Raw genomic sequence first — 20,993 nt, 5'->3', positions numbered from 1 at the left:
CGGGGCCTTTCCAGGCCGGAGGCCTGGAGCGCTGCTAAGTCATTGATGGGACTGGAGCGGGCGATGGGAATCGAACCCACGACATTCAGCTTGGGAAGCTGACGTTCTACCTCTGAACTACACCCGCGAAAACAGCCGTTGAAATCAACAAGCTTTCAGGCCGCTTCTGTCCCACCGGATGGCGTCGCCGCCAAAAGTGGGACCCCCTTGTACCCGGTTTCCTCCGCGACGATCAAGCCCGGGGTGCCGGCCGCGGGCTTTTTTCGGCGGACCGTCTTGGCACGTCGAGTGGATCAGGGCCGTCTGCGCCGGCAGCCCCGGCTCACTGCCCGATCGGCGTCTGCACCACGTCGATCTGATGGGTTTCGCCGCCGAGCTCGATGGCGACGTGGTAGGCCGTCGGCTTGGCGGCGTCGGCATAGGCCGGGGCGTTGATCTGAAGCACACCGCCATACCATTCGCCGGGCATGATGGTGTTGTCCTTGATGATCGTCTGCTCGAGCGCGGCGAGGTTCGCTTCGCCCCGTGCCGCGGTGCCGGCGATCATGTCGGCGTTCTCGGCCGCGGCGACGTGCTGGTTCCAGGTGTTGATGTAGGGATTGTAGCTCGACCGCGACGCGGCATAGCTGTTCGCGGCCGCGGCGACGCCCACCAGCAGCGCCGCGGCAACCTGCCGGCCGCGTTCCTCCTGCACCAGCTCCTCGTAGGAATAGACCTTCAGCGGCTTGCCGTCCTGCGGACCGCCGACCTGCCAGGCCCGCACGCTGTCGAGCTGGAACGTGATCGGCTGCGGCGATTGGTTGAACAGCCCGACCACCAGCGTCGGCCGCGCCCCGATCTGCGCCGCCCGCGAGGCGGGAGCCACGACCGCCGTCGAGCGCGCCAGCCTGGACTGGATCGAGGGGCGACCATCCCGGATGATCGCCTGCTGCCCAAGTCCGGGCTGAAAGCTGGCCTTCTGCGTGGTGACGCAGCCGGCGAGCATGGTGGTCGCCGCGGCGGCGATGAGCAGCTTGAACATGGAAGTCCCCCCGAACTCCCGGCATAGTTGCGCGGATGCGACCGGGAGTCGAGAGTCGATTAACGCAACGGTAACCATGCGAGGCCCGCGCACGCGGAGCAGTCGACCGCAGCGAGCGCCCCCCGGGGCCGCCGCCGCGGCGCGCCGATACCACCTCATGGCGAGGCGGCAGGCCAAATATCTCTTGAAATTCCGTGCCACTCGCTATGATTGTCGGAAACCTGCCGCCTGCCAGGGAGCGATGCGCCATGTATCGTGCTGTCACGCGCCTGATCCGGGTCACCGTCGAGCCCCGCTACCTCCCTCAGGAATCCCGGCCCGAGGAAGGGCACTATTTCTGGGCCTACACGGTCGAGATCGTGAACATGGGCCCGGAGACGGTGCAGCTGGAATCCCGCTTCTGGGAGATCACCGACGAGATCGGCCGGCGCCACGAGGTGCGCGGGGCCGGCGTGGTCGGCGAGCGGCCGGTGCTGGGGCCGGGCGAGCGCTTCGAATACACGTCCGGCTGTCCGCTGCCGACACCCTCGGGCCTGATGGTCGGCTCCTACCGCATGACCAGCGAGAGCGGCGAGAGCTTCTCCGTGTCGATCCCGGCCTTCTCGCTCGACAGCCCGCATGTCCGGCGCGTCGTCAACTGACGGCGCGGCGGCATCCCGTCCCGCCCGGGATTGTCCCGCCCGGGACCGTCCCGTTCCGGGCGTTGACAGGTCCTGCCCCACGCCTAATATATCCCTGCAGAGCGGCCGCCCCATCGGGGCGGCGTTTTGATTTCTGGGCCTCTCTTCGCCCTTCGGAGCCAATGAAAGCCACCGTCGTGACCAGCGCACCGCACCCGACCGTCCCGCACCAGGAGCCCGTGGAGTCCGCGATCCTGCCGACCTATGCCCGCGCGGATGTGACGTTCGAGCGAGGCGAGGGCGTCTGGCTGATCTCCGACACGGGCGAGCGCTATCTCGACTTCGGCGCCGGCATCGCCGTCAACGCCCTCGGTCACGCCCATCCGCATCTGGTCGCCGCCCTCACCGAGCAGGCGCAGAAGGTCTGGCACACCTCCAACCTGTTCCAGATGCCGGGCGGCGAGCGCCTGGCGCGCCGCCTCGTCGACACGACGTTCGCCGACACGGTGTTCTTCACCAATTCCGGGGCCGAGGCCCTGGAATGCGCCATCAAGATGGCGCGCAAGTATCACTCGGCCAATGGCGAGCCGAACCGCTACCGCATCATCACCGTGGAAGGCGCCTTCCACGGCCGCACGCTCGCGACCATCGCCGCCGGCGGCCAGAAGAAATACCTGGAAGGCTTCGGCCCCAAGGTCGACGGCTTCGACCAGGTGCCCTTCGGCGATCCCGAGGCGCTGCTCGCCGCCATCGGGCCGGACACGGCCGCCATCCTGGTCGAGCCGATCCAGGGCGAGGGCGGCATCCGCCCGTTCCCGGCGGCCACGCTGCGCGAGCTGCGGCGCCTGTGCGACGAGAAGGGCCTGCTTTTGATGTTCGACGAGGTGCAGACCGGCGTCGGGCGCACCGGCAAGCTGTTCGCCCATGAATGGGCCGGCGTCACGCCCGACATCATGGCGGTCGCCAAGGGCATCGGCGGCGGCTTCCCCATGGGCGCGTGCCTGGCCACGGCCGAGGCCGGCAAGGGCATGACGGCCGGCGTGCACGGCACCACCTTCGGCGGCAACCCGCTCGCCATGGCGGTCGGCAACGCCGTGCTCGACGTGGTGCTGGAGGAGGGCTTCCTCGAGCGCGTCGCCGCCGCCGGCCTCCTCCTGCGCCAGCGCCTGGCCGAGCTCATCGACCGCCACCCCCGCGTGATCGAGGAGGTGCGCGGCGAGGGCCTGCTGCTCGGGCTCAAGGTCCGCGGCTCGCTCGCCGACATGGTGACGGCGCTGCGGGCGCAGAAGCTCCTGACCATCCCGGCCGGCGACAATGTCGTGCGCCTGCTGCCGCCGCTGATCGTCAGCGACGAGGAGATCCGCGACGCGGTGCGGCGCATCGACGCGGCCTGCTCCGCCCTCGAGCGGGGCCAGTCGCCCGCAGCAGCCGAGTGACCGCCATGATCAGGCATTTTCTCGATCTTTCCGAGGTTCCGGCCGACGAGCTCCGGACCGTGCTCGACCAGGCGGCGGCGATCAAGGCGCGGCGCGTCAAGGGCGTCCGGGCCGAAGACCGGCCGCTCACCGGCAAGGTGCTGGCCATGGTGTTCGAGCGACCCTCGACCCGCACCCGCGTCTCCTTCGATGTCGGCATGCGCGAGCTCGGCGGCGAGACGCTGATGCTCACCGGCGCCGAGATGCAGCTCGGCCGCGGCGAGACCATCGCCGACACGGCGCGGGTGCTGTCGCGCTATGTCGACGCCATCATGATCCGCATGCTCGACCATGCGGCGGTGCAGGAGCTCGCCGCCCATGCCAGCGTGCCTGTCATCAACGGCCTGACCAAGCTCACCCATCCCTGCCAGATCATGGCCGACGTGCTCACCTACGAGGAGCATCGCGGCCCGATCAAGGGTCGCACCGTGGCCTGGACGGGGGACGCCAACAACGTGCTGGCCTCCTGGGTCCATGCGGCGCAGCGCTTCGACTTCACCATCCGCGTCGCCACCCCGCCGGAGCTGGCGCCGCGTCCCGACCTCGTCGCCTGGGCCGGCAGCAACGGCGCCCGCCTCGAGCTCACCCGCGACCCCTACGAGGCGGTGGACGGCGCCGATTGCATCGTCACCGACTGCTGGGTGTCGATGGGCGACGACGAGGGCCATCGTCACAACCTGCTGCGCCCCTACCAGGTCGATGCACGCCTGATGGCGGCGGCCCACCGGGATGCGCTGTTCATGCATTGCCTGCCGGCCCATCGCGGCGAGGAAGTGACCTCCGAGGTGATGGACGGGCCGCAATCGGTGGTGTTCGACGAGGCAGAGAACCGCCTGCACGCCCAGAAGGGCGTGCTGGCCTGGTGCTTCGGCCTCGGCGGGCAGGCCGCGGCGGGTGTGCGCCTGTGAGCGGCGAGACCGCGTCGGGCGACGACCGGGTCCTGCCCTTCCAGGCGGAGGGGCTGGACGTGCGCGGCCGGGTGGTGCGCCTCGGCCCGGCCGTCGACACCATCCTGCGCCGCCACGACTATCCCGAGCCGGTGGCGCGGGCGCTGGCCGAGGCCACGGCCCTCTGCCTGCTGCTCGGCACCACGCTGAAGTTCGACGGCCGCTTCATCCTGCAGACCCGCACCGACGGGCCGGTCCGCATGCTGGTCGTCGATTTCCAGGCGCCGGACCGGGTGCGCGCCTGCGCCACCTTCGACGCGGCGGCGGTGGCCGCCGCCGTCGCCGCGGGCCGGACCGGCACGGTCGAGCTGCTCGGGGCCGGCCATCTCGCCATGACCATCGACCAGGGCCCGGACATGTCGCGCTACCAGGGCGTGGTGGCGCTGGAGGGCGAGAGCCTGGAGGCGGCGGCCGATCAGTATTTCCGCCAGTCCGAGCAGATCCCGACAAGGGTGCGCCTCGCCGTCGCCGAGAGCTTCGCCGCCGGCGAGGGCCCGGCCTGGCGGGCCGGCGGCATGATGATCCAGTTCCTCCCCGCCGTGCCCGAGCGCATGCGCCAGGCCGACCTGCCGCCGGGCGATGTGCCGGAAGGCGCCGACCTCGCCGCGCCCGCCGAGGACGACGCCTGGGTCGAGGCCAAGCTGCTGCTCGGCACGGTGGAGGACCACGAGCTCACCGACCCGACCGTCACGTCCGAGGATCTGCTCTACCGCCTGTTCCACGAGCGTGGCGTGCGCGTGTTCGAGTCCCAGCCCATCGTCGAGAAATGCCGCTGCTCGCGCGAGGCCGTGACCGGCATGCTGCGCAATTTCTCCACGGCGGAACGGCGCGACATGGTGGCCGACGACGGCTCGATCGTCGTGACCTGCGAGTTCTGCAACACCCGCTACGAGTTCGATCCCCCGGCGGTCGAGGCGCTGCTGGCGGCGTAGGCGGCTCGGCGATCTCGACATCGGGCTGGCGATCCCTGTCCGGCAGCGGATAGCGGGCTGCACGGGCCGGCGCCCATCGCCGCCGCCGCTTCTGTTCGCGTGGATGGCCGGGTCAAGCCCCATAGGCGCTAAGATAAGCTGAGGAGCGGTATCGAAGATCGGAGGCGGGGCGGAGGGAGGCGCAACAAGCCTTCCCCACGAAGCTGGGGAAGGTGGCCCGACGAAGTCGGGTCGGATGGGGTGTGGTCGGCAGGGCCCGCTACCTGCAAACCCTTGCACCAACAGGATGTGCAAGCCGAACACCGCCTCAGACTTGCGCGCCACACCCCATCCGCCGGCCTTCGGCCGGCACCTTCCCCAGCCACCCATCTCGGGTGTTCCCGAGATGGGCCCTCTAACGAGCAAGTCGGATGTATCCGACTTGCGTGGGGAAGGCTTGGGTCGCGCCTCGTTCTGCCCGCCTTGAGCCCTCTGCCACGTCCTTGCTGGTATCTTAGCGCGTATGGGGTCAAGCCCGGCCATGACGGAACCGTGGCGGCAAGGACGACAACGGTTGCGCCACCCGCGACCGTCATGGGCGGGCTTGACCCGCCCATCCACGCGAACACCACACGGGCCGGCATCGGCATGCCGTCGGCCGGTACTCTTCTTTCGGCTGGCTGCTCGCCGCCCCGCATCAACCATGCCACGAAGCTTTTCCCGGCCGGCCCGACGCCCTAACCCGCCGTTAACCACGTCCGCCGCATCGTCCAGCGGGAGGCTCCGAACGGCGCATGATCCGGATCGACTTCAACAAGCTCAGATTTCTCGTCATCGACGACAACGCCCATATGCGGCGCATCGTGCGCACCCTGCTGCACGGCTTCGGCGCGCGCGAGGTGCACGAGGCGGAAGACGGCGCCTCGGGCCTGGAGGCCTTCACCAACTTCTCGCCGGACATCATCATCGCCGACTGGGCCATGCCGATCTTCGACGGGCTGGAGCTGACCTCGATGATCCGCCAGCCCGGCGCCAACGCCAATCCCTATGTGCCGATCATCATGCTCACCGGCCATTCGGAGAAGCGCCGCGTCATCGAGGCCCGGGACACCGGCGTCACCGAGTTCCTCGCCAAGCCCATCTCGGCCAAGGCGCTCTATCAGCGCGTCCTCAACGTCGTGGCCAATCCCAGGCCCTTCATCAAGACCAAGACCTATTTCGGCCCCTGCCGGCGGCGCAACCTCCACGGCACCTATGTCGGCCCCGAGCGGCGCAAGGGCGGCACCGCCGACGTCATCCCCCAGCAACCCCTGATCGACAAGGTGCGGGGGGCGATCTGATGACCATGGGGGAGGACGAGGTCCGCGCCGAGGTGTTCGAGGACCACGAGGTCCTGCATCCGCCGCACCGGCTGCGGAAGGCGATCGCATCCGGCCGCGGCGGCCCCGCCGTCGATCTCGGCGCCATCGCCCGGGCCGAGAAGGCGCTGGCCGAGCTCGCCGTCGAGTTCTCGGCCTGGATGCACAACGAGATCAAGGTGCTCGACGCCGCCCGCACCATCGTGCGCGAGCGCGGCTTCGACAAGGAGACGCGCGCCGCGCTGTTCCGCGCCGCCCACGACATCCGCGGCGAGGCCGCGACCTTCGGCTACCCCCTTGCCGGGCAGGTGGCGGCGAGCCTGTGCCGCATCCTGGAAGGCATCGCCGACGACCGCGCCCTGCCGCTGGTGCTGGTCGAGCAGCATGTCGACGCCATCCGCGCCATGGTGCGCGAGGACGTGCGGGGCGAGGGCGACGCCACCGCCCGGCTGCTGGCCCGCAGCCTGGAGGAGAGCTGCGAGACGGCGATCCGCGCCGTCGCCTGAGCGCGCGGCGGCCGGAGGGCCTTGCCTTCCCGCCCGATCGGTGCTTCGAAGGCCCATGGCCCATGCTGCACCGCATCTTTCGCCGATCGAGATGACGGCGAAGCTCGTTTCCTTCGACACCGTCAGCGCCAGGTCCAACCTGCCGCTGATCGACTTCGTCGCCGACTACCTCGCCGCCCACGGCGTCGAGAGCATCCGCCTGCCGAACGCGGAGGGCGACAAGGCCGCCCTCTACGCCACCATCGGCCCGAAGGACCGGGGCGGGGTCTGCCTCTCCGGCCATGTCGACGTCGTGCCGGTGGAGGGCCAGGACTGGACGAGCCCACCCTTCGCCGCCACGGCGCGGGACGGGCGCCTCTACGGCCGCGGCACCTGCGACATGAAGGGCTTCGTCGCCACCGCGCTCGCCCTGGTGCCGGAGTTCCTCGCCGCGGGCCTCAGGACGCCGCTGCACCTGTGCTTCTCCTATGACGAGGAGGTGACCTGCTACGGCAGCCTCGACGCGATCCGGCGGTTCGGCCGCGACCTGCCGATGCCGATCGCCTGCATCGTCGGCGAGCCGACGCAGATGCGGGTGGTCGATGCCCAGAAGTCGCTGGCGAGCTATGTCACGTCGATCGTCGGCCGGCCGGCCCATTCCTCGATGCCGGCGCTGGGCGCCAACGCCCTGCATGCCGCCGCCCTGATCATCGCCGAGATCGACCGCATCGCCGACGAGCTGCGCGAGCGTGGCGACCCCTCCGGCCGCTTCGACCCGCCCTATTCCACCACCCAGGCCGGCCTGATCAAGAGCGGCGAGGCGGTCAATATCGTGCCCGAGCGGGCCAGCATCGTCTGGGAGGTCCGCGGCGTGCCGGCTCTGCCGCTCGACGAGGTGCCCGAGCGCATCCGCCGCTACGGCCGCGAGGTGGTCGAGCCGCGGCTGCGCCGCACGGCGCCGGAAGCCTCGGTCGTCACCGAGCTCGGCGTCGTCGTGCCCGATCTTGCGCCCGATCCCGGCTCGGCGGCGCAGACCCTGGCGCTGAGGCTCGTCGGCCAGAACCGGACCTTCGCGGTCGCCTACGGCACCGAGGCCGGCCATTTCCAGAAGGGCGGCGTGCCCACCGTGATCTGCGGCCCCGGCTCGATCGAGCAGGCGCACCGCGCCGACGAGTGGATCGCCCTGTCCGAGATCGAGGCCTGCGCCGGCTTCCTCCGGCGCCTCGCCGACACGCTGAGATAGCGCATCCATGTTCTACGAACCCCGCAAGGGCGACCACGGCCTGGCGCACGACCCGTTCAAGGCGCTGGTGGTGCCGCGTCCGATCGGCTGGATCAGCTCGCTCTCGGCCGACGGCGCCGTCAATCTGGCGCCCTATTCCTTCTTCAACGCCTTCCAGGCCCGGCCGCACCTCGTCGGCTTCGCCTCCGACGGGCGCAAGGACAGCGTCGTCTTCGTCGAGGAGACGCGCGAATTCGTCTGCAACCTCGTCACCGAGGACCTGTGGCGATCGATGAGCGCCACCTCGGCCCCGCTGCCGCGCGGCGACAGCGAGATGGCCCATGCCGCGCTCGAAGCCGCGCCCTCCCGCCTGGTGCGCCCGCCGCGCGTCGCCCGTGCCGCGGCGGCGCTGGAATGCCGCTGGACCGAGACCATCCATCTCAGGGACGCCGACGGCCGGCCGAGCGAGGCTTATCTCGTCTGCGGCGAGGTGGTCGGCATCTTCGTCGACGACCGCTTCATTGCCGGCGGCCGGGTCGACACCGCGGCGATGCGGGTGATGTCGCGCCTGGGCTATCAGGACTATGGCGTGGTCGAGCGCGCGCTGACCCTGACGCGCCCGGCCGGCGGCGGGGACGCCGCCGCGCCGTCGGGCCGCCCGTATCCGCCGGCCTGAGACCGGCGCGGTTCAGGCGGGCGGGCGCCGGATCACCCGGAAGGCCGGCACGCCGGCCGCCCGCGCCGCGAGCACGACCATGCCGCGCGCGAGCTCGCTCACGGCCGCATCCGGGGCGCCGAGCTCCCGTTCCAGCGCCTCGGGATCGAAGGCGAGGCCGGCGAGCCGGGCCGAGGCGCCGCGGAAGCTGCCGATCTCGATCAGCGCCTCGGCGCTCGCCACGGCGATGATGGACGTGCCGCCATGCGCCAGCCCGCGCTCGGCCTCGCACACCGCCAGGCGCGCATCGAGCAGCGTCACGTCGCGGCCGCTCCGCGCGCCCTCCAGCACGATGCCGGCCGGCGCCAGCGCCATGGCCCGGGCGAGCCCGGCGGCGCTCGCCGCCGCCTCGACCGGCGCGACGGCGACATGGACCGCGCCTGCCGGCAGGGCTCCGGCCGATCCGGCGGCGAGGTCGAGGGCGACCAAATCCGCCGCCGGCCCGTCCGCCAGCGCATCGGCAGCCGCGATCAGCAGCGATTTCATCCCATTACGATCCATGCGTTAAGGCGGGGTTTACCATACGGCTCCACAGTGAGCGTCGTGCATTAGCGGATGACGGTCCCGGGCGTCCATGGTCCTTTTCAGCTCCTCGGCGGCCCCGTCCGCGGATCGCGTCCAGAACGCGCTCCGCAGCGCGAGCGCGGCCACGGGCACCGGCTTCGACTATCTCATGACCACGGCGGGGCGTGAATCCGCCTTCGATCCCACCGCCAAGGCCGCGACCTCCTCCGCCGCCGGCCTGTTCCAGTTCCTCGATTCCACCTGGATGCAGACGGTGAAGGAGGACGGCCCCGCCTTCGGCCTGCAGGCCTATGCCGACGCCATCCAGCGCACCACCGGCGGGCGCTACGTCGCCGCCGATCCGGCGGCGCGCCAGGCGGTCCTGGCCCTGCGCGAGGACCCGGAGGTCAGCGCCCTGATGGCCGGTGCCTTCACCCGCCGCAACCGCGACCAGCTCACCGCGGCCCTGGGGCGGGCGCCGAGCGACGGCGAGCTCTACATCGCCCATTTCATGGGCGCGAGCGGCGGCGCCGGCCTGATCCGCCTGGCCGCCAGCGACGGCGCGGCGAATGCGGCCGGCGCCTTCCCGGTGCAGGCGGCCGCCAATCCGTCGATCTTCTACGACAAGGCCGGCCGGGCGCGCTCGGCCGCCGAGGTCTACGGCGGGCTGGTCAAGCCTTTCGAGGCCGGAGCGTCCGGCCCGGCCGCGATCGCCTCTGCCGGCGCGGATCAGGGGGCGGCGGCGGTCGGGCCGGCCGTCTGGCTCGCCATTCCCGCCCGCAACGCCTATGCCGCGGAGAGCCGGACCGCCGCCGCGGCCGCCGGCCCGTTCCAGAGCCTGTTCCGGACCGACGGCGCCGCGCCGATCTCCAATGCCGTCGCCGCCACCTGGTCCGGCCTCGGCCCGGCCCTGGCGACGACGGCTCCCGCGGCGACCTCCGCGCCGGTCGAGCTCCGGTCCGTCCCGACCGCGGCGCCGGTGCATGCGCCGCAGCCGCAGGCCGAGGCGCCCGCCACGGACCTGTTCTCGGCCATCGGCGCCTTCTTCTCCGGCATTTTCTCTCCATCCGATGCCGCACCGGTGGCGCTCGGCAAGCGCGGGAGTTCGTAATCCATGTTCGTGCGTCATTTTCTGCAATGGATCGAGTCCGCTCCCGCCGGCGAGCGGGCCGAGGCCACCAGCGCCCTGGCACGGGCCTTCCTCTATTCACCACTGGATCCGGCCGACCGTGCCGCCGCCGAGGCGGCGATGACCGTGCTGCTCGACGATCCCTCGCCGCTGGTGCGCGAGGCGCTGGCGATCGCGCTCGCGGCCTCGCGCCAGGCGCCGCCCGCCATCATCCATGCCCTCGCCCACGACCAGGGCGACATCGCCGCCATCGTGCTGGCGCAGAGCCCGCTGCTGTCCGAGCCGGAGCTGGTCGACGTGATCGGCGGCGGCGACTGGCGGGCGCAATGCGCCGTCGCCTGCCGCTTCGCCGTGCCGGCGACGCTGAGCGGCGCCATCGCCGAGGTCGGCGGCGCCGATGCCTGCGTCGCGCTGCTGCAGAACCCGGGCGCGGTCCTCACCCCCGGCGTGCTGATGCGCATCGTCGAGCGCCACGGCGCCGACGCCGATGTGCGCAACGAGCTCCTGGCGCGCGAGGACCTGCCGATCGGCGTGCGCCAGGCGGTGGTGGCGGCGCTGAGCGCCTCGCTGTCCAGCTTCGTCTCCGGCAGCGGCTGGCTCGGCGCCGACCGCAACCAGCGCGTCACCACCGAGGCGCGCGAGAAGGCGACCGTCATCATCGCCGGCCGCGCCGGCCCCGACGAGATGCGCGGGCTGGTGCGCCATCTGCGCCGGACCGGCCAGCTCACCGCGGCGCTGGTGCTGAGGGCCCTGCTCTCGGGCAATGTCGTGCTGTTCGAGGAAGCCCTGGCCGAGCTCTCCGGCTTGCCGGTCGGCCGCGTCTCCGGCCTCGTCCATTCCAGCCGGCTCGGCGGCTTCGAGGCGGTCTACCGCCGCGCCGGCCTGCCGCCCGCTGCCCTGCCGGCCTTCCGCGCCGCGTTGGAGGCGCTCGCCGAGCAGGGCTTCGTCGACAGCCTGGCCGGTGACGCGCGGCTGTCGCGGCGCATGACCGAGCGCGTGCTGACCAGCATCGGCGCGCTGCCGCAGGAGGAGGTCGGGCCGCTGCTCCTGATGCTGCGCCGCTTCGCCGCCGAGGCCGCCCGCGACGAGGCGCGCGCCGTCGCCGAGGATCTCGCCCGGGATGTGCTGCTCGCAGCCTGATGGGTCCAGGTGCGATGTGCACAAGCGGCACATCGCGACTCTTTGCTCTTTTGTCGGAGGAGTCTCTGGACTAGCGTCGTATCGCGCCGGTTGAACCGGCCCTTGACCGCAACACGGGGAGAAGTGGCATGCTCAAGGAGTTCAGGGAATTTGCCATGAAAGGCAATGTCGTGGATCTCGCCATCGGCGTGATCATCGGCGCGGCCTTCAGCAAGATCGTCGAGTCCCTGGTCGGCGACATCATCATGCCGATCATTGCCAAGATCACCGGCGGCGGCGTCGATTTCTCCAACATGTATTTCGTGCTGAGCGGCACCGCCCCGGCCGGTGCCGGCTTGGCCCAGGCCCGTGCGACCGCCACCGTCCTCGCCTACGGCAGCTTCATCACCATCGCGGTCAACTTCCTGATCGTCGCCTTCGTGCTGTTCCTGGTGGTCAAGGCGATCAACCAGCTCAAGAAGAAGCAGGAGGCCGCGCCGCCGCCGGTTGCCGAGGTCCCGGCCGACGTCAAGCTCCTGGGCGAGATCCGCGACCTGCTCAAGGCCCGCTGACCCCGCGATCCGGAGCCCGTCGAGCCGTCACGGGGGCTCCGGTCTGCTCTGCCGTCCATTGGCAAATTCAATGGACGCATTCCAAGAATTGATTCCGCCGCGCCGGGTTTGGGCTAAACAGGTCGCGGCAGCATGCGGTCGTTCGCCACGCCCCGTGCTGCCGGATCCCATGCCAGCCCGGAGGACCGCCGTCTTGACCAATGCCGCCCGCCCGCTCGTCGCGACCGGTGCATCCTCCCTGCTGGAGGGCCTGCGCCCCGAGGCGCTCGGCGCGCCCGAGAGCGGCATCGTCGAGGTGATGAACTATGGCCGCGGCCGCGACGGGCTGATCCCGCTCTGGGCCGGGGAGGGCGACCTGCCGACGCCGGCCTTCATCACCGAGGCGGCGACCCGCGCCCTCGTCGCCGGCGAGACCTACTATACCTGGCAGCGCGGCATCCCGGAGCTGCGCGAGGCCATTGCCCGCTACAACGCCGCCCTGTTCGGCCAGCCGGCCGACTCCGAGCGCTTCTTCGTCACCCAGGGCGGCATGCATGCCATCCAGATCTGCATGCGCATGGTGGCCGGCGCGGGCGACGAGGTGATCGTCCCGAGCCCGGCCTGGCCCAACGCGGCCGCTGCGGCCGGCATCGCCGGCGCCCGCGTGGTGCCGGTGCCCAAGACCTACACCGATGCCGGCTGGCGGCTCGACCACGACCGCCTCGCCGCCGCGGTGACGCCGCGCACCCGGGCGATCTGCGTCAACTCGCCGTCCAACCCGACGGGCTGGGTGGCGAGCGCCGAGGACCTGCGCTTCCTCCTCGACCTCGGCCGCCGGCACGGCCTGTGGATCATCGCCGACGAGATCTACACCCGCTTCGTCTACGAGGGCGAGCGGGCGCCCTCCTTCCGCGACATCCGCGAGCCGGGCGACCGCATCCTCTTCGTCGAGACCTTCTCCAAGAACTGGGCGATGACCGGCTGGCGCCTCGGCTGGCTCGAGGCGCCGCCCGAGCTCGGCCAGGTGATCGAGAACCTGGTGCAGTACTCCACCTCGGGCATCGCCGCCTTCATGCAGCGGGGCGGGGTGGCCGCACTCGACCGGGGCGAGGGCTTCGTCGCCCACCAGATCGCCCGGGCCAGGCGCGGCCGCGACATCGTCTGCGATGCGCTCGGCGCCACCGGCCGGGTGCGCTTCGCACCCGTGCGCGGTGCCTTCTACCTGTTCTTCGCCGTCGACGGCAAACCCGACGTGCGCCGGCTCGGCCTGGAGATCGTCGACGAGGCCAATGTCGGCCTGGCGCCCGGCACCGCCTTCGGCGCGGGCGGCGAGGGCTTCATGCGGCTGTGCTTCCTCCGCAGCCCCGAGCAGCTCGAGGTCGCCGCCGCCCGCCTGGTCGACTGGCTGAAGCGGGCCTGACCGCACGTCCCGGCCCCGCGCGGGCCATGCGGCCCGTGCGTTCGAGCCATGGGCATTGATGCCCGCGCCACCCCCGTCGTAGAGAGTCGGGCCGATGCAGGCGCGACGGGGATGGGACATGGGCGCCGGCCAGACGCCGCACGCGGAGGTGCCGGAGATCCTGGTGGTCGATGCCGCCGGCCTGGTGCATGCCGCCCTGTCGCTGCAGCTTGCCGACCGATCCGCCGCGTTGATCCGGGTGCGGGACGCCGCCGACTGCCTCGAGCGCCTCGCCGACCGTGCGCCGGCGCTGATCGTGGTCGATCTCGGCGCCGCCCCGCCCGCCGGCCTTGCCCTCCTGCGGGAGCTCCGGGCACGCCGCTGCCCGGCGCCGGTGCTGGCCGCCGCGGCCCATGCCAGCGTGCGCCTGGCGGTGGAGGCGATGAAGAGCGGTGCCGCTGACGTGTTCGAATGGCCGCTCGAGTTCGGGCGCATGCTCGCCGGCCTCGGCGCGATCCTCGGCATGGCCGAACCGCCTGCCGGTCCCGGCGCCGTGTCCGAATCCGGGCGCTCGCCGCTCGAGGCCCTCACCCGGCGCGAGCAGGAGGTTTTGGCCCAGATCGCCGGCGGCGCCTCCAACAAGGAGGTCGGCCGCCTCCTCGGTATCTCGCCGCGCACCGTCGAGGTGCACCGGGCTCGCATCATGGAGAAGCTCGGGGCGCGCAATGCCGCCGACCTCGTGCGGATCGTCCTGTCCGAGCCGCGGCCCTGACGCGGCCCGAGGCCGATGGTCCTATTCGGCCGCCAGGGCGTGCTCGCGCAGCGGCAGGCCGAGCTTGCGCCAGACGGCCACGAGGGCGTCGGCGAGGTCGGCGATCAGCGCGTCGGTGTGGAACGGCGTCGGGGTGATGCGCAGGCGTTCCGTGCCGCGCGGCACGGTGGGATAGTTGATCGGCTGGATGTAGATGCCGTGCTCGGCGAGCAGGAGGTCGCTGGCCGCCTTGCACAGCTCGGGATCGCCGACGATCACCGGCACGATATGCGTGGGCGTCGGCGCCACCGGCAGGCCGGCATCGGCGAGCGCGGCCTTGGTCCTGGCGGCATTGGCCTGCTGCGCCTGCCGCTCGGCGCTCGAAGTCTTGAGGTGGCGGATCGAGGCGGTCGCCGCCGCGGCCACCGCCGGGGGCAGGGCCGTGGTGAAGATGAAGCCCGGCGCATGCGAGCGCACGGCATCGACGATCGGCGCCGCTGCGGCGATATAGCCGCCCAGCGCGCCGAAGGCCTTGCCGAGCGTGCCCTCGATCACGTCGAGGCGGCCCATCTCGCCGTCGCGCTCGGCGATGCCGGCGCCGCGCGGGCCGTACATGCCGACCGCGTGCACCTCGTCGATATAGGTCATCGCGCCGTAGCGTTCGGCGAGGTCGCAGATCCGGCCGATCGGCGCGACGTCGCCGTCCATGGAATAGAGGCTCTCGAACACGATCAGCTTGCAGCGCTCCGTGCCGGCGGCGCGCAGGAGATCTTCCAGGTGCTCCACGTCGTTGTGGCGGAAGATCACCTTCTCGCGGCCGGCCTGGCGCACGCCCTCGATCATCGAATTGTGGTTCAGCGCGTCGGACAGGATCAGGCAGTCCGGCAGGAGCTTGGCGAGCGTCGAGATGCCGGACTGGTTGGAGATGTAGCCGGAGGTGAAGACGAGCGCCGCCTCCTTGGCGTGCAGGTCGGCGAGCTCACGCTCCAGCAGCACCAGGGGATGGCTGGTGCCGGAAATGTTGCGCGTGCCGCCGGCACCGGTGCCGAGGCTGCGGGCCGTGGCGGCCATCGCCTCGATCGAGGCGGGGTGGCAGCCCATGCCGAGATAGTCGTTCGAGCACCACAGCACGATCTCGCGCGGCCCCTGCGGCCCGTGCCAGAGCGCCTTGGGAAAGCGGTCCGCGATGCGCTCGATGTCGGCGAACACGCGGTAGCGCTTCTCGCGCTGCAGCGCGGCGACGGCCTCTTCGAAGATCGCGGTGTAGGTCCTGGGCATGCGGATAGCTGGCTCGCATTCGGATCGAACGGTCCCGGGCGGTCATAGCGCCATTTGCCGGGCGATGCACGGGTGATTGACCATAGAGGCGTTTCGTCGCGGGGATTGTGCGCCCGCGCACGGACCGCCGGCGACCAATCGGATTCCTGATTGCTCGCATCAAGCTTTGTCGATTGTCCCGCGCATCGCGGCCGGCTATCACCCCAAAGCAGGTTCTCCCGAACCTGCTTACATTTGGCAGTCTGAGCAGCATTGGTTTTGCGTTCTCGCGCAAAATCAATTCGTGGCTGAAGCCACGAGATGCTGCTCGGTGCGAGATCCCGACCCATGCCATCCCCCAACGCCATCCTCCTGCGCCAGGCGCCCGACGGCGAAGCCATGGGCCGCTTCGAGCTGCGTCCGGCCGCGCCATGAGGACCGAGGACTCCCTCCGCCCCGTGATGGTCGCGGGCCTCGGCGTCGCCATCATGTCCTGCATGGACGCGCTGATGAAGCTGGTCACGGCGACCTATCCCATCGGTCAGGTGGTGGGCCTGCGCTATGGCTTCGGCGCGCTGTTCGCCGTCATCGCCTTCCTGGCCCTCGGCGGCGCGACGCCCGGCTGGCCGGCGGTCCGGCGCAACCTCTGGCGCGCCGTGGTCGTGCTGTGCACCGCGACCTGCTTCTTCGTCGCCATCGCCCGGCTGCCGTTGGCCGAGGCGATCGCCCTGACCTTCATGGCGCCGCTGCTGATGGCGCTCCTGGGCCGGCTGATCCTCAAGGAGCCGGTCGCCCCGCGCGCCATGGTCGCCCTCGCCGTCGGCCTGGTCGGCGTCATCGTCATCGCCCGCGGCCAGGAGAGCGGCGCCAGCCACGCCTTCGATCCCATTGGCCTCGTCGCGGCGCTCGCCTGCGCCTTCTTCTATGCCCTGTCCATGGTGCTGATGCGCCAGCAGAGCGCCAAGGATTCGACCATGACCATCGTCGTTCTGTCGAACGCCTGGGCGATGCTGCTGGCGCTGCCGGTCATGGCGGTGCAGTGGCAGCCGCTGACCCGCGCGCATCTGATGGTCTTCGTCATCGCCGGCCTGCTCGGCACCTGCGGCCATCTGTGCCTGGCCTGGGCCTATTCGCGCGCCCATGCCGGCAAGCTCGGCATCCTCGAATATTCCGCCTTCCTCTGGGCCGTGACCTTCGGCTTCCTGTTCTTTTCCGAGATCCCGACGCTGTGGACCATCGCCGGCGCCGTGATGATCATGATCGCCTGCCTGTTCGGGGCCACAGGCAAGGCGAAGGTGGCGTAGGCCGCGACGCCCGCCGCGGCCTATCCCAGGAACGGAGCGCCCTCCCGCAGCTCGATCACGGTCGGCCCGTCGGCCGCGAAGGCCGATGTCACAGCCGCCTCGAGCTCGGCAAAGCTGCGAGGGCCGGCGGTGCGGCAGCCATAGGCCTCGGCGAGCTTCAGGAAGTCCGGGTTGTGCTGGTCGACGCCGATGGTCGGGATCTTGCGGGCGACCATGCCGTCGCGGATCTGGGCGAGGCTGTCATTGTTCCACAGGATGATCGGGATCGGCAGCTTCTGCTCGACCGCGGTGCCGAGCTCCTGCAGCGTGAACTGGAAGCCGCCGTCGCCGACGACCACCATCACCGGCCGGCCGGGCGCGGCGATCTGGCCGCCGATCGCCGCGGGGAGGGCATAGCCGAGCGTGCCGTAGCCGGCGGGGAAGAACCAGCGGCGCGGCGTCTCGCAGGGGTAGAAGGCATAGCCGGTATAGGCGAGCTGGGTCATGTCGGAATAGACCACGCCCTCCGGCGGCACCGCCCGCCGCAGCGCCTCGAGCACGCGGATGTGCTTGCGCTCCAGCGGCGTCAGCGCCGCCCGCTCCGCCGCGCGCACGCCGGCGACCGCGGCTGCCCGGTCGGGGCCCGGGCGCGGCCGCTCGGGCAGGGCCTCGACCAGGGCGGCGAGAGCCAGCCCGGCATCGGCCTCCAGGGCGACGGCCGCGTCATAGTCGCGGGCGAGCACGGCGGGATCGATGTCGATGCGGATCAGCGGCCCGCCGAGCGGCAGCGGCCCGTCGAGCCAGATGTCCGGCTCGGCCAGTTCCGTGCCGACGCACAGGACGACGTCGGCGGCGGCGATCAGCGCCTGGGTCGCGGCGCGGTCCAGCGTCGCCTCGAGCGCCAGCGGATGGCTGTCGGGAATGACGCCCTTGCCGGCGATGGTCGGCACCACGGCGGCGCCGGTCCGCTCGGCGAGCGCGACCAGCGCGGCCGAGGCCCCGAGGCTGCCGCCGCCGGCGATGATGACCGGGCGCGCCGCGCCGGCGAGGAGGGCCGCGGCGGCCTCCACGGCCTCAGGGTCGGGCGCGGCGCGCCGGTGCGCCGTCCGCCGCCGCACCGGCTGGTCGTCCGGCGCCTTGAACACGTCGAGCGGGATGGAGATGTGCACCGGCCGCGCCCGGCGCGCCTCGAACAGGGCGAAGGCGCGCGCCACATGTTCGCGCACCTGCTGCGGGTCGCCGGCGACGGCGGAGAAGGCGGTCAGCGGCTCGGTCACCCGCGCCTGGTCGGTGATCTCGTGCAGGCGTCCGCGCCCCATGCCGAGGTCCTTGTTGGCGGCGACGCTGGTGATCACCAGCATGGGCACGCTGTCGGAATAGGCCTGGCCGATCGGGGTCGCGGCGTTGGTGACGCCGGGCCCGCTGATCAGCAGGCAGACGCCGGGGCGGCCCGACATCCGGGCATAGCCGTCGGCCATGAAGCCGGCGCCCTGCTCGTGGCGCACGCCGACATGGCGGATGCCGGCGGCCTCCAGGCCGCGATAGGCTTCGAGCGTGTGGACGCCGGGCATGCCGAACACGGTGTCGACGCCATAGGCGCTGAGCAGCTGCATCAGGCGGCTGCCGCAGGAGATCGCATCGGACATGATGATCTGCTTTCTCGGGAGTTAGCGGGCCGCGTCGAGGAGGCCGGTCATGATCGAGCCGAACTCGTCGGCGACCACCAGGAGGTCGGCGCCGAGCGTGCCGGCGAAATCGCGCTCGGCCCGGGTCCAGGCCGGCATGATCCAGGGCTTGCCGGCGGCCTTGGCCGCCGCCGCGATGCGGGCGAGGTCCGCCTTGTCGGCATCGGTGTTGCGATAGGCGCCGCGGCCGCTGTCGAGCGACAGGTCGCTCGGGCCGACGAAGACGCCGTCGACCGTCGGCAGGGCCAGGATGGCCTCGATATCGCGCAGCGCCGCCGCCGATTCCACCATGGGATAGCAGCGGGTGGCGGCGTTCTCGCGCTCGTAATAGTCGGGCTTGACCGCGTTGTAGCGCGCCGGCCGGGTGCCGGAGAAGCTGCGGGTGCCGAGCGGCGGATATTTGGTCGAGAGCGTCACCCGCCGGGCATGGTCGACGTCGCCGACATGCGGGATGATGACGCTGTCGCAGCCCATGTCGAGTGCCTGCTGGATCGGGATCGCCTCCGGCCCCAGCACCTTGGCGTGCATGGTCAGGCCGAGCGCCTTGCCGAGGGCGACGATGCGGTCTGTCGCCTCCAGGTCGAACAGCCCGTGCTCGATGTCGAGCACGATGTGGCGATAGCCGATGTCGCGGGCGATCTCCATCATCGCCTGGTGCGGCGTGGACAGCCAGACGGCGAACCTGTCGAGTGCCTCAGCCATGGGCGGCCTCGTCGAGACGGCGGCGCTCGGCGATCATGTCGGCGACGTCGACGAGGTCCTGCAGGCGCTCGCCGGCGGCGACGCGCCGGAGCCAGCCGCCCTCGTCCTCCTGGTCCGCCAGCGCCACCGCGGTGATGCCGGCGACCTGGTCGGGCGGCAGCACGACGATGCCGCAATCGTCCGCCAGCACGGCGTCGCCCGGGTTGACCGCGACGCCGCCGCAGGCGACCGGGATGTTGAAGCCGCCGCCGAGATTGAGGAGCTTGGTGGTGATCGGCGAAACTCCCCGCGCCCAGGTCGGCACGCCGGCCTCGCGGATCGCCGCCGGATCGGTCACCGCCCCGTCGACGATCACGCCGGCGAGACCGCGGATCTTCGCCACCGCCGCCATGAAGCCGCCCCAGGGCGCATGCCGCTCGTCGCCGCAGCGATCGATCACCAGGACGTCGCCCGGCCGGACCCGGTCCATGGCGTGGTAGAGCAGCGTCGAATCGGCCCCGGCGATCGACACCGTCACCGCCGTGCCGGCGACGCGTGCGCCCTCGATCAGCGGCCGCAGGTCGTTGCGCATGAAGCGGTCGTGCAGGTAGTGGCCGATCGTCGCCGCCTCGACCCGGGCGAAGCGGGCCAGGAGCGCGGCGTCGATCTGCGCCGGAACGTCGGCGATCCGATAGGAGGTGATGGGCATGTCGGGTCCTGGGCTTCGGTCTCGGGCTTGCATCTGGTTGGGTCGGCGGGTCAGTCCGGCAGGAGCCGGACGGCGCCCGGGGGGCAGGTGAGCGCCACCGCCTCGCCGGCGCGCAGGATCGCGCCGCCGCCGGCGGCGGTGTTCTGCACGCGGACGATCAGCGTCTCGCCGGAGGCGATGCGCACGACATAGCGCCGGTCGGTGCCGACATAGATCGCGTCGACCACGGTCCCGGCGAGGATTGCGCCGCCGGCCGTGTCGGCGCGGCCGACCAGCAGCCCTTCCGGACGCATGGCGAGCGTGACCGCGGCGCCGGTCGCGAGGCCGGGAGGGCAGGCGAGGCGGAACGTCGCGCCGGCGACCTCGATCTCGGCCCCGCCCGCCCCGACGGCGGTGACCCGGGCGGCCAGCATGTTCATCTCGCCGATGAAGCCGGCGGTGAAGCGGTCTGCCGGGCGCTCGTAGATGCCGACGGGGTCGTCGACCTGGCGGATGCGGCCGGCGCTCATGACGGCGATCCGGTCCGACATGGTCAGGGCCTCTTCCTGGTCGTGGGTGACGAAGACGAAGGTGATGCCGAGGCGGCGCTGCATCTCCTTGACCTCGAGCTGCATCTCCCGCCGCAGCTTCAGGTCGAGCGCGCCGAAGGGCTCGTCGAGCAGGAGCACCGAGGGCTCGTTGACCAGGGCGCGCGCCAGCGCCACCCGCTGCTGCTGGCCGCCGGAGAGGGCGGACGGCTTGCGCGCGGCGGCATGGGCCATGCGCACCATCTCGAGCGCCTTGAGCACGCGCTCGCGGCGCTGTGCCCGCGGCACGCGCTTCACGGCGAGGCCGAAGCCGACATTGTCCTCGACGGTCAGGTGCGGGAACAGCGCGTAGCTCTGGAACACCGTGTTGACGTTGCGCCGATGGGCGGGCAGGCCGGAGACGTCGCGGCCGTCCAGCAAGACCTTGCCGCCGCTCGGCGCCTCGAAGCCGGCGATCATCCTGAGCGTCGTCGTCTTGCCGCAGCCCGAGGGGCCGAGGAAGGTGAAGAACTCGCCCGGCCGGATCGTCAGGCTGAGCGTGTCGACGACGGGATGCGCGCCGGCTGCCTCGTAGGTCTTGGAGACGGCGACGAGCTCGACCGCGGCGCGGCCGCCCGCCGCTCCTGGCTGTTCACCGGGCATGA

General features: G+C 71.5%; 21 protein-coding genes and 1 tRNA gene. 14 read left to right on the top strand and 8 right to left on the bottom strand.

Going from position 1 to position 20,993, the window contains the following annotated elements:
* Window positions 1-52 precede the first annotated feature (52 nt).
* Window positions 53-127, bottom strand: a tRNA-Gly gene (locus tag QO011_RS28875).
* Between the two features lie 195 nt (window positions 128-322).
* Entirely contained in the window at window positions 323-1,021 is a 699-nt protein-coding gene (locus QO011_RS28870) for a hypothetical protein (protein WP_307280051.1), read from the bottom strand.
* Between the two features lie 248 nt (window positions 1,022-1,269).
* On the opposite strand from QO011_RS28870, the gene apaG reads away from it, so the two are divergent.
* From apaG to QO011_RS28830, 8 genes are all read left to right on the top strand, one after another.
* On the top strand, window positions 1,270-1,662 hold the full coding sequence (gene apaG, locus QO011_RS28865; protein WP_307280049.1) for a Co2+/Mg2+ efflux facilitator ApaG/CorD: 393 nt from the start codon (window positions 1,270-1,272) through the stop codon (window positions 1,660-1,662).
* Window positions 1,663-1,880: 218 nt separating this feature from the next.
* Window positions 1,881-3,077, top strand: coding sequence for an aspartate aminotransferase family protein (locus QO011_RS28860; RefSeq protein WP_307280336.1), 1,197 nt, complete (start codon window positions 1,881-1,883; stop codon window positions 3,075-3,077).
* A 5-nt stretch (window positions 3,078-3,082) separates the two neighbouring features.
* Window positions 3,083-4,024 (top strand): ornithine carbamoyltransferase, encoded by a 942-nt coding sequence (argF, locus tag QO011_RS28855; RefSeq protein ID WP_307280047.1) that lies wholly within the window; start codon window positions 3,083-3,085, stop codon window positions 4,022-4,024.
* Window positions 4,021-4,995, top strand: coding sequence for an Hsp33 family molecular chaperone (locus tag QO011_RS28850; RefSeq protein ID WP_307280044.1), 975 nt, complete (start codon window positions 4,021-4,023; stop codon window positions 4,993-4,995). The genes argF and QO011_RS28850 overlap by 4 nt, the downstream gene beginning before the upstream one ends.
* 773 nt (window positions 4,996-5,768) lie before the next feature.
* A complete protein-coding gene (locus QO011_RS28845) occupies window positions 5,769-6,314 on the top strand; it encodes a response regulator (protein WP_307280042.1) in 546 nt (181 codons plus the stop codon).
* On the top strand, window positions 6,314-6,838 hold the full coding sequence (locus QO011_RS28840; RefSeq protein ID WP_307280039.1) for an Hpt domain-containing protein: 525 nt from the start codon (window positions 6,314-6,316) through the stop codon (window positions 6,836-6,838). Before QO011_RS28845 ends, QO011_RS28840 begins: the two co-directional genes overlap by 1 nt.
* A gap of 55 nt (window positions 6,839-6,893) precedes the next feature.
* Complete coding sequence (gene argE, locus QO011_RS28835) at window positions 6,894-8,060, top strand: acetylornithine deacetylase (RefSeq protein ID WP_307280036.1); 1,167 nt, start codon at window positions 6,894-6,896, stop codon at window positions 8,058-8,060.
* 7 nt (window positions 8,061-8,067) lie between these two features.
* Entirely contained in the window at window positions 8,068-8,715 is a 648-nt protein-coding gene (locus QO011_RS28830; protein WP_307280033.1) for a flavin reductase family protein, read from the top strand.
* Window positions 8,716-8,727: 12 nt separating this feature from the next.
* On the opposite strand, the gene QO011_RS28825 is transcribed toward QO011_RS28830, so the two are convergent.
* On the bottom strand, window positions 8,728-9,240 hold the full coding sequence (locus tag QO011_RS28825) for an aldolase/citrate lyase/malate synthase family protein (protein WP_307280030.1): 513 nt from the start codon (window positions 9,238-9,240) through the stop codon (window positions 8,728-8,730).
* 88 nt (window positions 9,241-9,328) lie between these two features.
* Between QO011_RS28825 and QO011_RS28820 the strand changes: the two genes are divergently transcribed.
* The 5 genes from QO011_RS28820 to QO011_RS28800 all read left to right on the top strand — a co-directional run bounded on the left by QO011_RS28820 (window position 9,329) and on the right by QO011_RS28800 (window position 14,228).
* Window positions 9,329-10,369: a lytic transglycosylase domain-containing protein gene (locus QO011_RS28820; protein ID WP_307280027.1), complete on the top strand. Its 1,041-nt coding sequence runs from the start codon at window positions 9,329-9,331 to the stop codon at window positions 10,367-10,369.
* A 3-nt stretch (window positions 10,370-10,372) separates the two neighbouring features.
* Complete coding sequence (locus tag QO011_RS28815) at window positions 10,373-11,527, top strand: DUF2336 domain-containing protein (RefSeq protein ID WP_307280024.1); 1,155 nt, start codon at window positions 10,373-10,375, stop codon at window positions 11,525-11,527.
* 128 nt (window positions 11,528-11,655) lie between these two features.
* Complete coding sequence (gene mscL / locus QO011_RS28810) at window positions 11,656-12,078, top strand: large conductance mechanosensitive channel protein MscL (RefSeq protein ID WP_307280022.1); 423 nt, start codon at window positions 11,656-11,658, stop codon at window positions 12,076-12,078.
* Between the two features lie 193 nt (window positions 12,079-12,271).
* Window positions 12,272-13,477 (top strand): pyridoxal phosphate-dependent aminotransferase, encoded by a 1,206-nt coding sequence (locus tag QO011_RS28805; RefSeq protein ID WP_307280019.1) that lies wholly within the window; start codon window positions 12,272-12,274, stop codon window positions 13,475-13,477.
* 118 nt (window positions 13,478-13,595) lie between these two features.
* The gene (locus tag QO011_RS28800) at window positions 13,596-14,228 is read left to right on the top strand and encodes a response regulator transcription factor (RefSeq protein WP_307280016.1); all 633 of its coding nucleotides are present in this window, start codon (window positions 13,596-13,598) and stop codon (window positions 14,226-14,228) included.
* Between the two features lie 21 nt (window positions 14,229-14,249).
* Here the strand turns inward: QO011_RS28800 and hemA are convergent, their stop codons facing one another.
* Window positions 14,250-15,485 (bottom strand): 5-aminolevulinate synthase, encoded by a 1,236-nt coding sequence (gene hemA, locus QO011_RS28795; RefSeq protein WP_307280014.1) that lies wholly within the window; start codon window positions 15,483-15,485, stop codon window positions 14,250-14,252.
* A gap of 440 nt (window positions 15,486-15,925) precedes the next feature.
* On the opposite strand from hemA, the gene QO011_RS28790 reads away from it, so the two are divergent.
* Window positions 15,926-16,768, top strand: a complete 843-nt coding sequence (locus QO011_RS28790) for a DMT family transporter (RefSeq protein ID WP_307280333.1) — start codon at window positions 15,926-15,928, stop codon at window positions 16,766-16,768.
* Between the two features lie 20 nt (window positions 16,769-16,788).
* On the opposite strand, the gene QO011_RS28785 is transcribed toward QO011_RS28790, so the two are convergent.
* Genes QO011_RS28785 through QO011_RS28770 form a run of 4 tightly spaced genes read right to left on the bottom strand, consistent with a single transcriptional unit; the run spans window position 16,789 to window position 20,991 of the window.
* Window positions 16,789-18,393, bottom strand: coding sequence for a 5-guanidino-2-oxopentanoate decarboxylase (locus QO011_RS28785; protein ID WP_307280012.1), 1,605 nt, complete (start codon window positions 18,391-18,393; stop codon window positions 16,789-16,791).
* 21 nt (window positions 18,394-18,414) lie between these two features.
* On the bottom strand, window positions 18,415-19,134 hold the full coding sequence (locus QO011_RS28780; RefSeq protein WP_307280010.1) for an HpcH/HpaI aldolase family protein: 720 nt from the start codon (window positions 19,132-19,134) through the stop codon (window positions 18,415-18,417).
* Window positions 19,127-19,822: an RraA family protein gene (locus tag QO011_RS28775; RefSeq protein WP_307280007.1), complete on the bottom strand. Its 696-nt coding sequence runs from the start codon at window positions 19,820-19,822 to the stop codon at window positions 19,127-19,129. Before QO011_RS28775 ends, QO011_RS28780 begins: the two co-directional genes overlap by 8 nt.
* Window positions 19,823-19,872: 50 nt before the next feature.
* Complete coding sequence (locus QO011_RS28770) at window positions 19,873-20,991, bottom strand: ABC transporter ATP-binding protein (RefSeq protein ID WP_307280005.1); 1,119 nt, start codon at window positions 20,989-20,991, stop codon at window positions 19,873-19,875.
* Window positions 20,992-20,993 lie beyond the last annotated feature (2 nt).

The sequence above is a fragment of the Labrys wisconsinensis genome (assembly GCF_030814995.1).
Classification (GTDB): Bacteria; Pseudomonadota; Alphaproteobacteria; order Rhizobiales; family Labraceae; genus Labrys; species Labrys wisconsinensis.
Note: the sequence above shows the minus strand (reverse complement) of the source record. Positions and strands in the feature narration are given on the sequence as shown.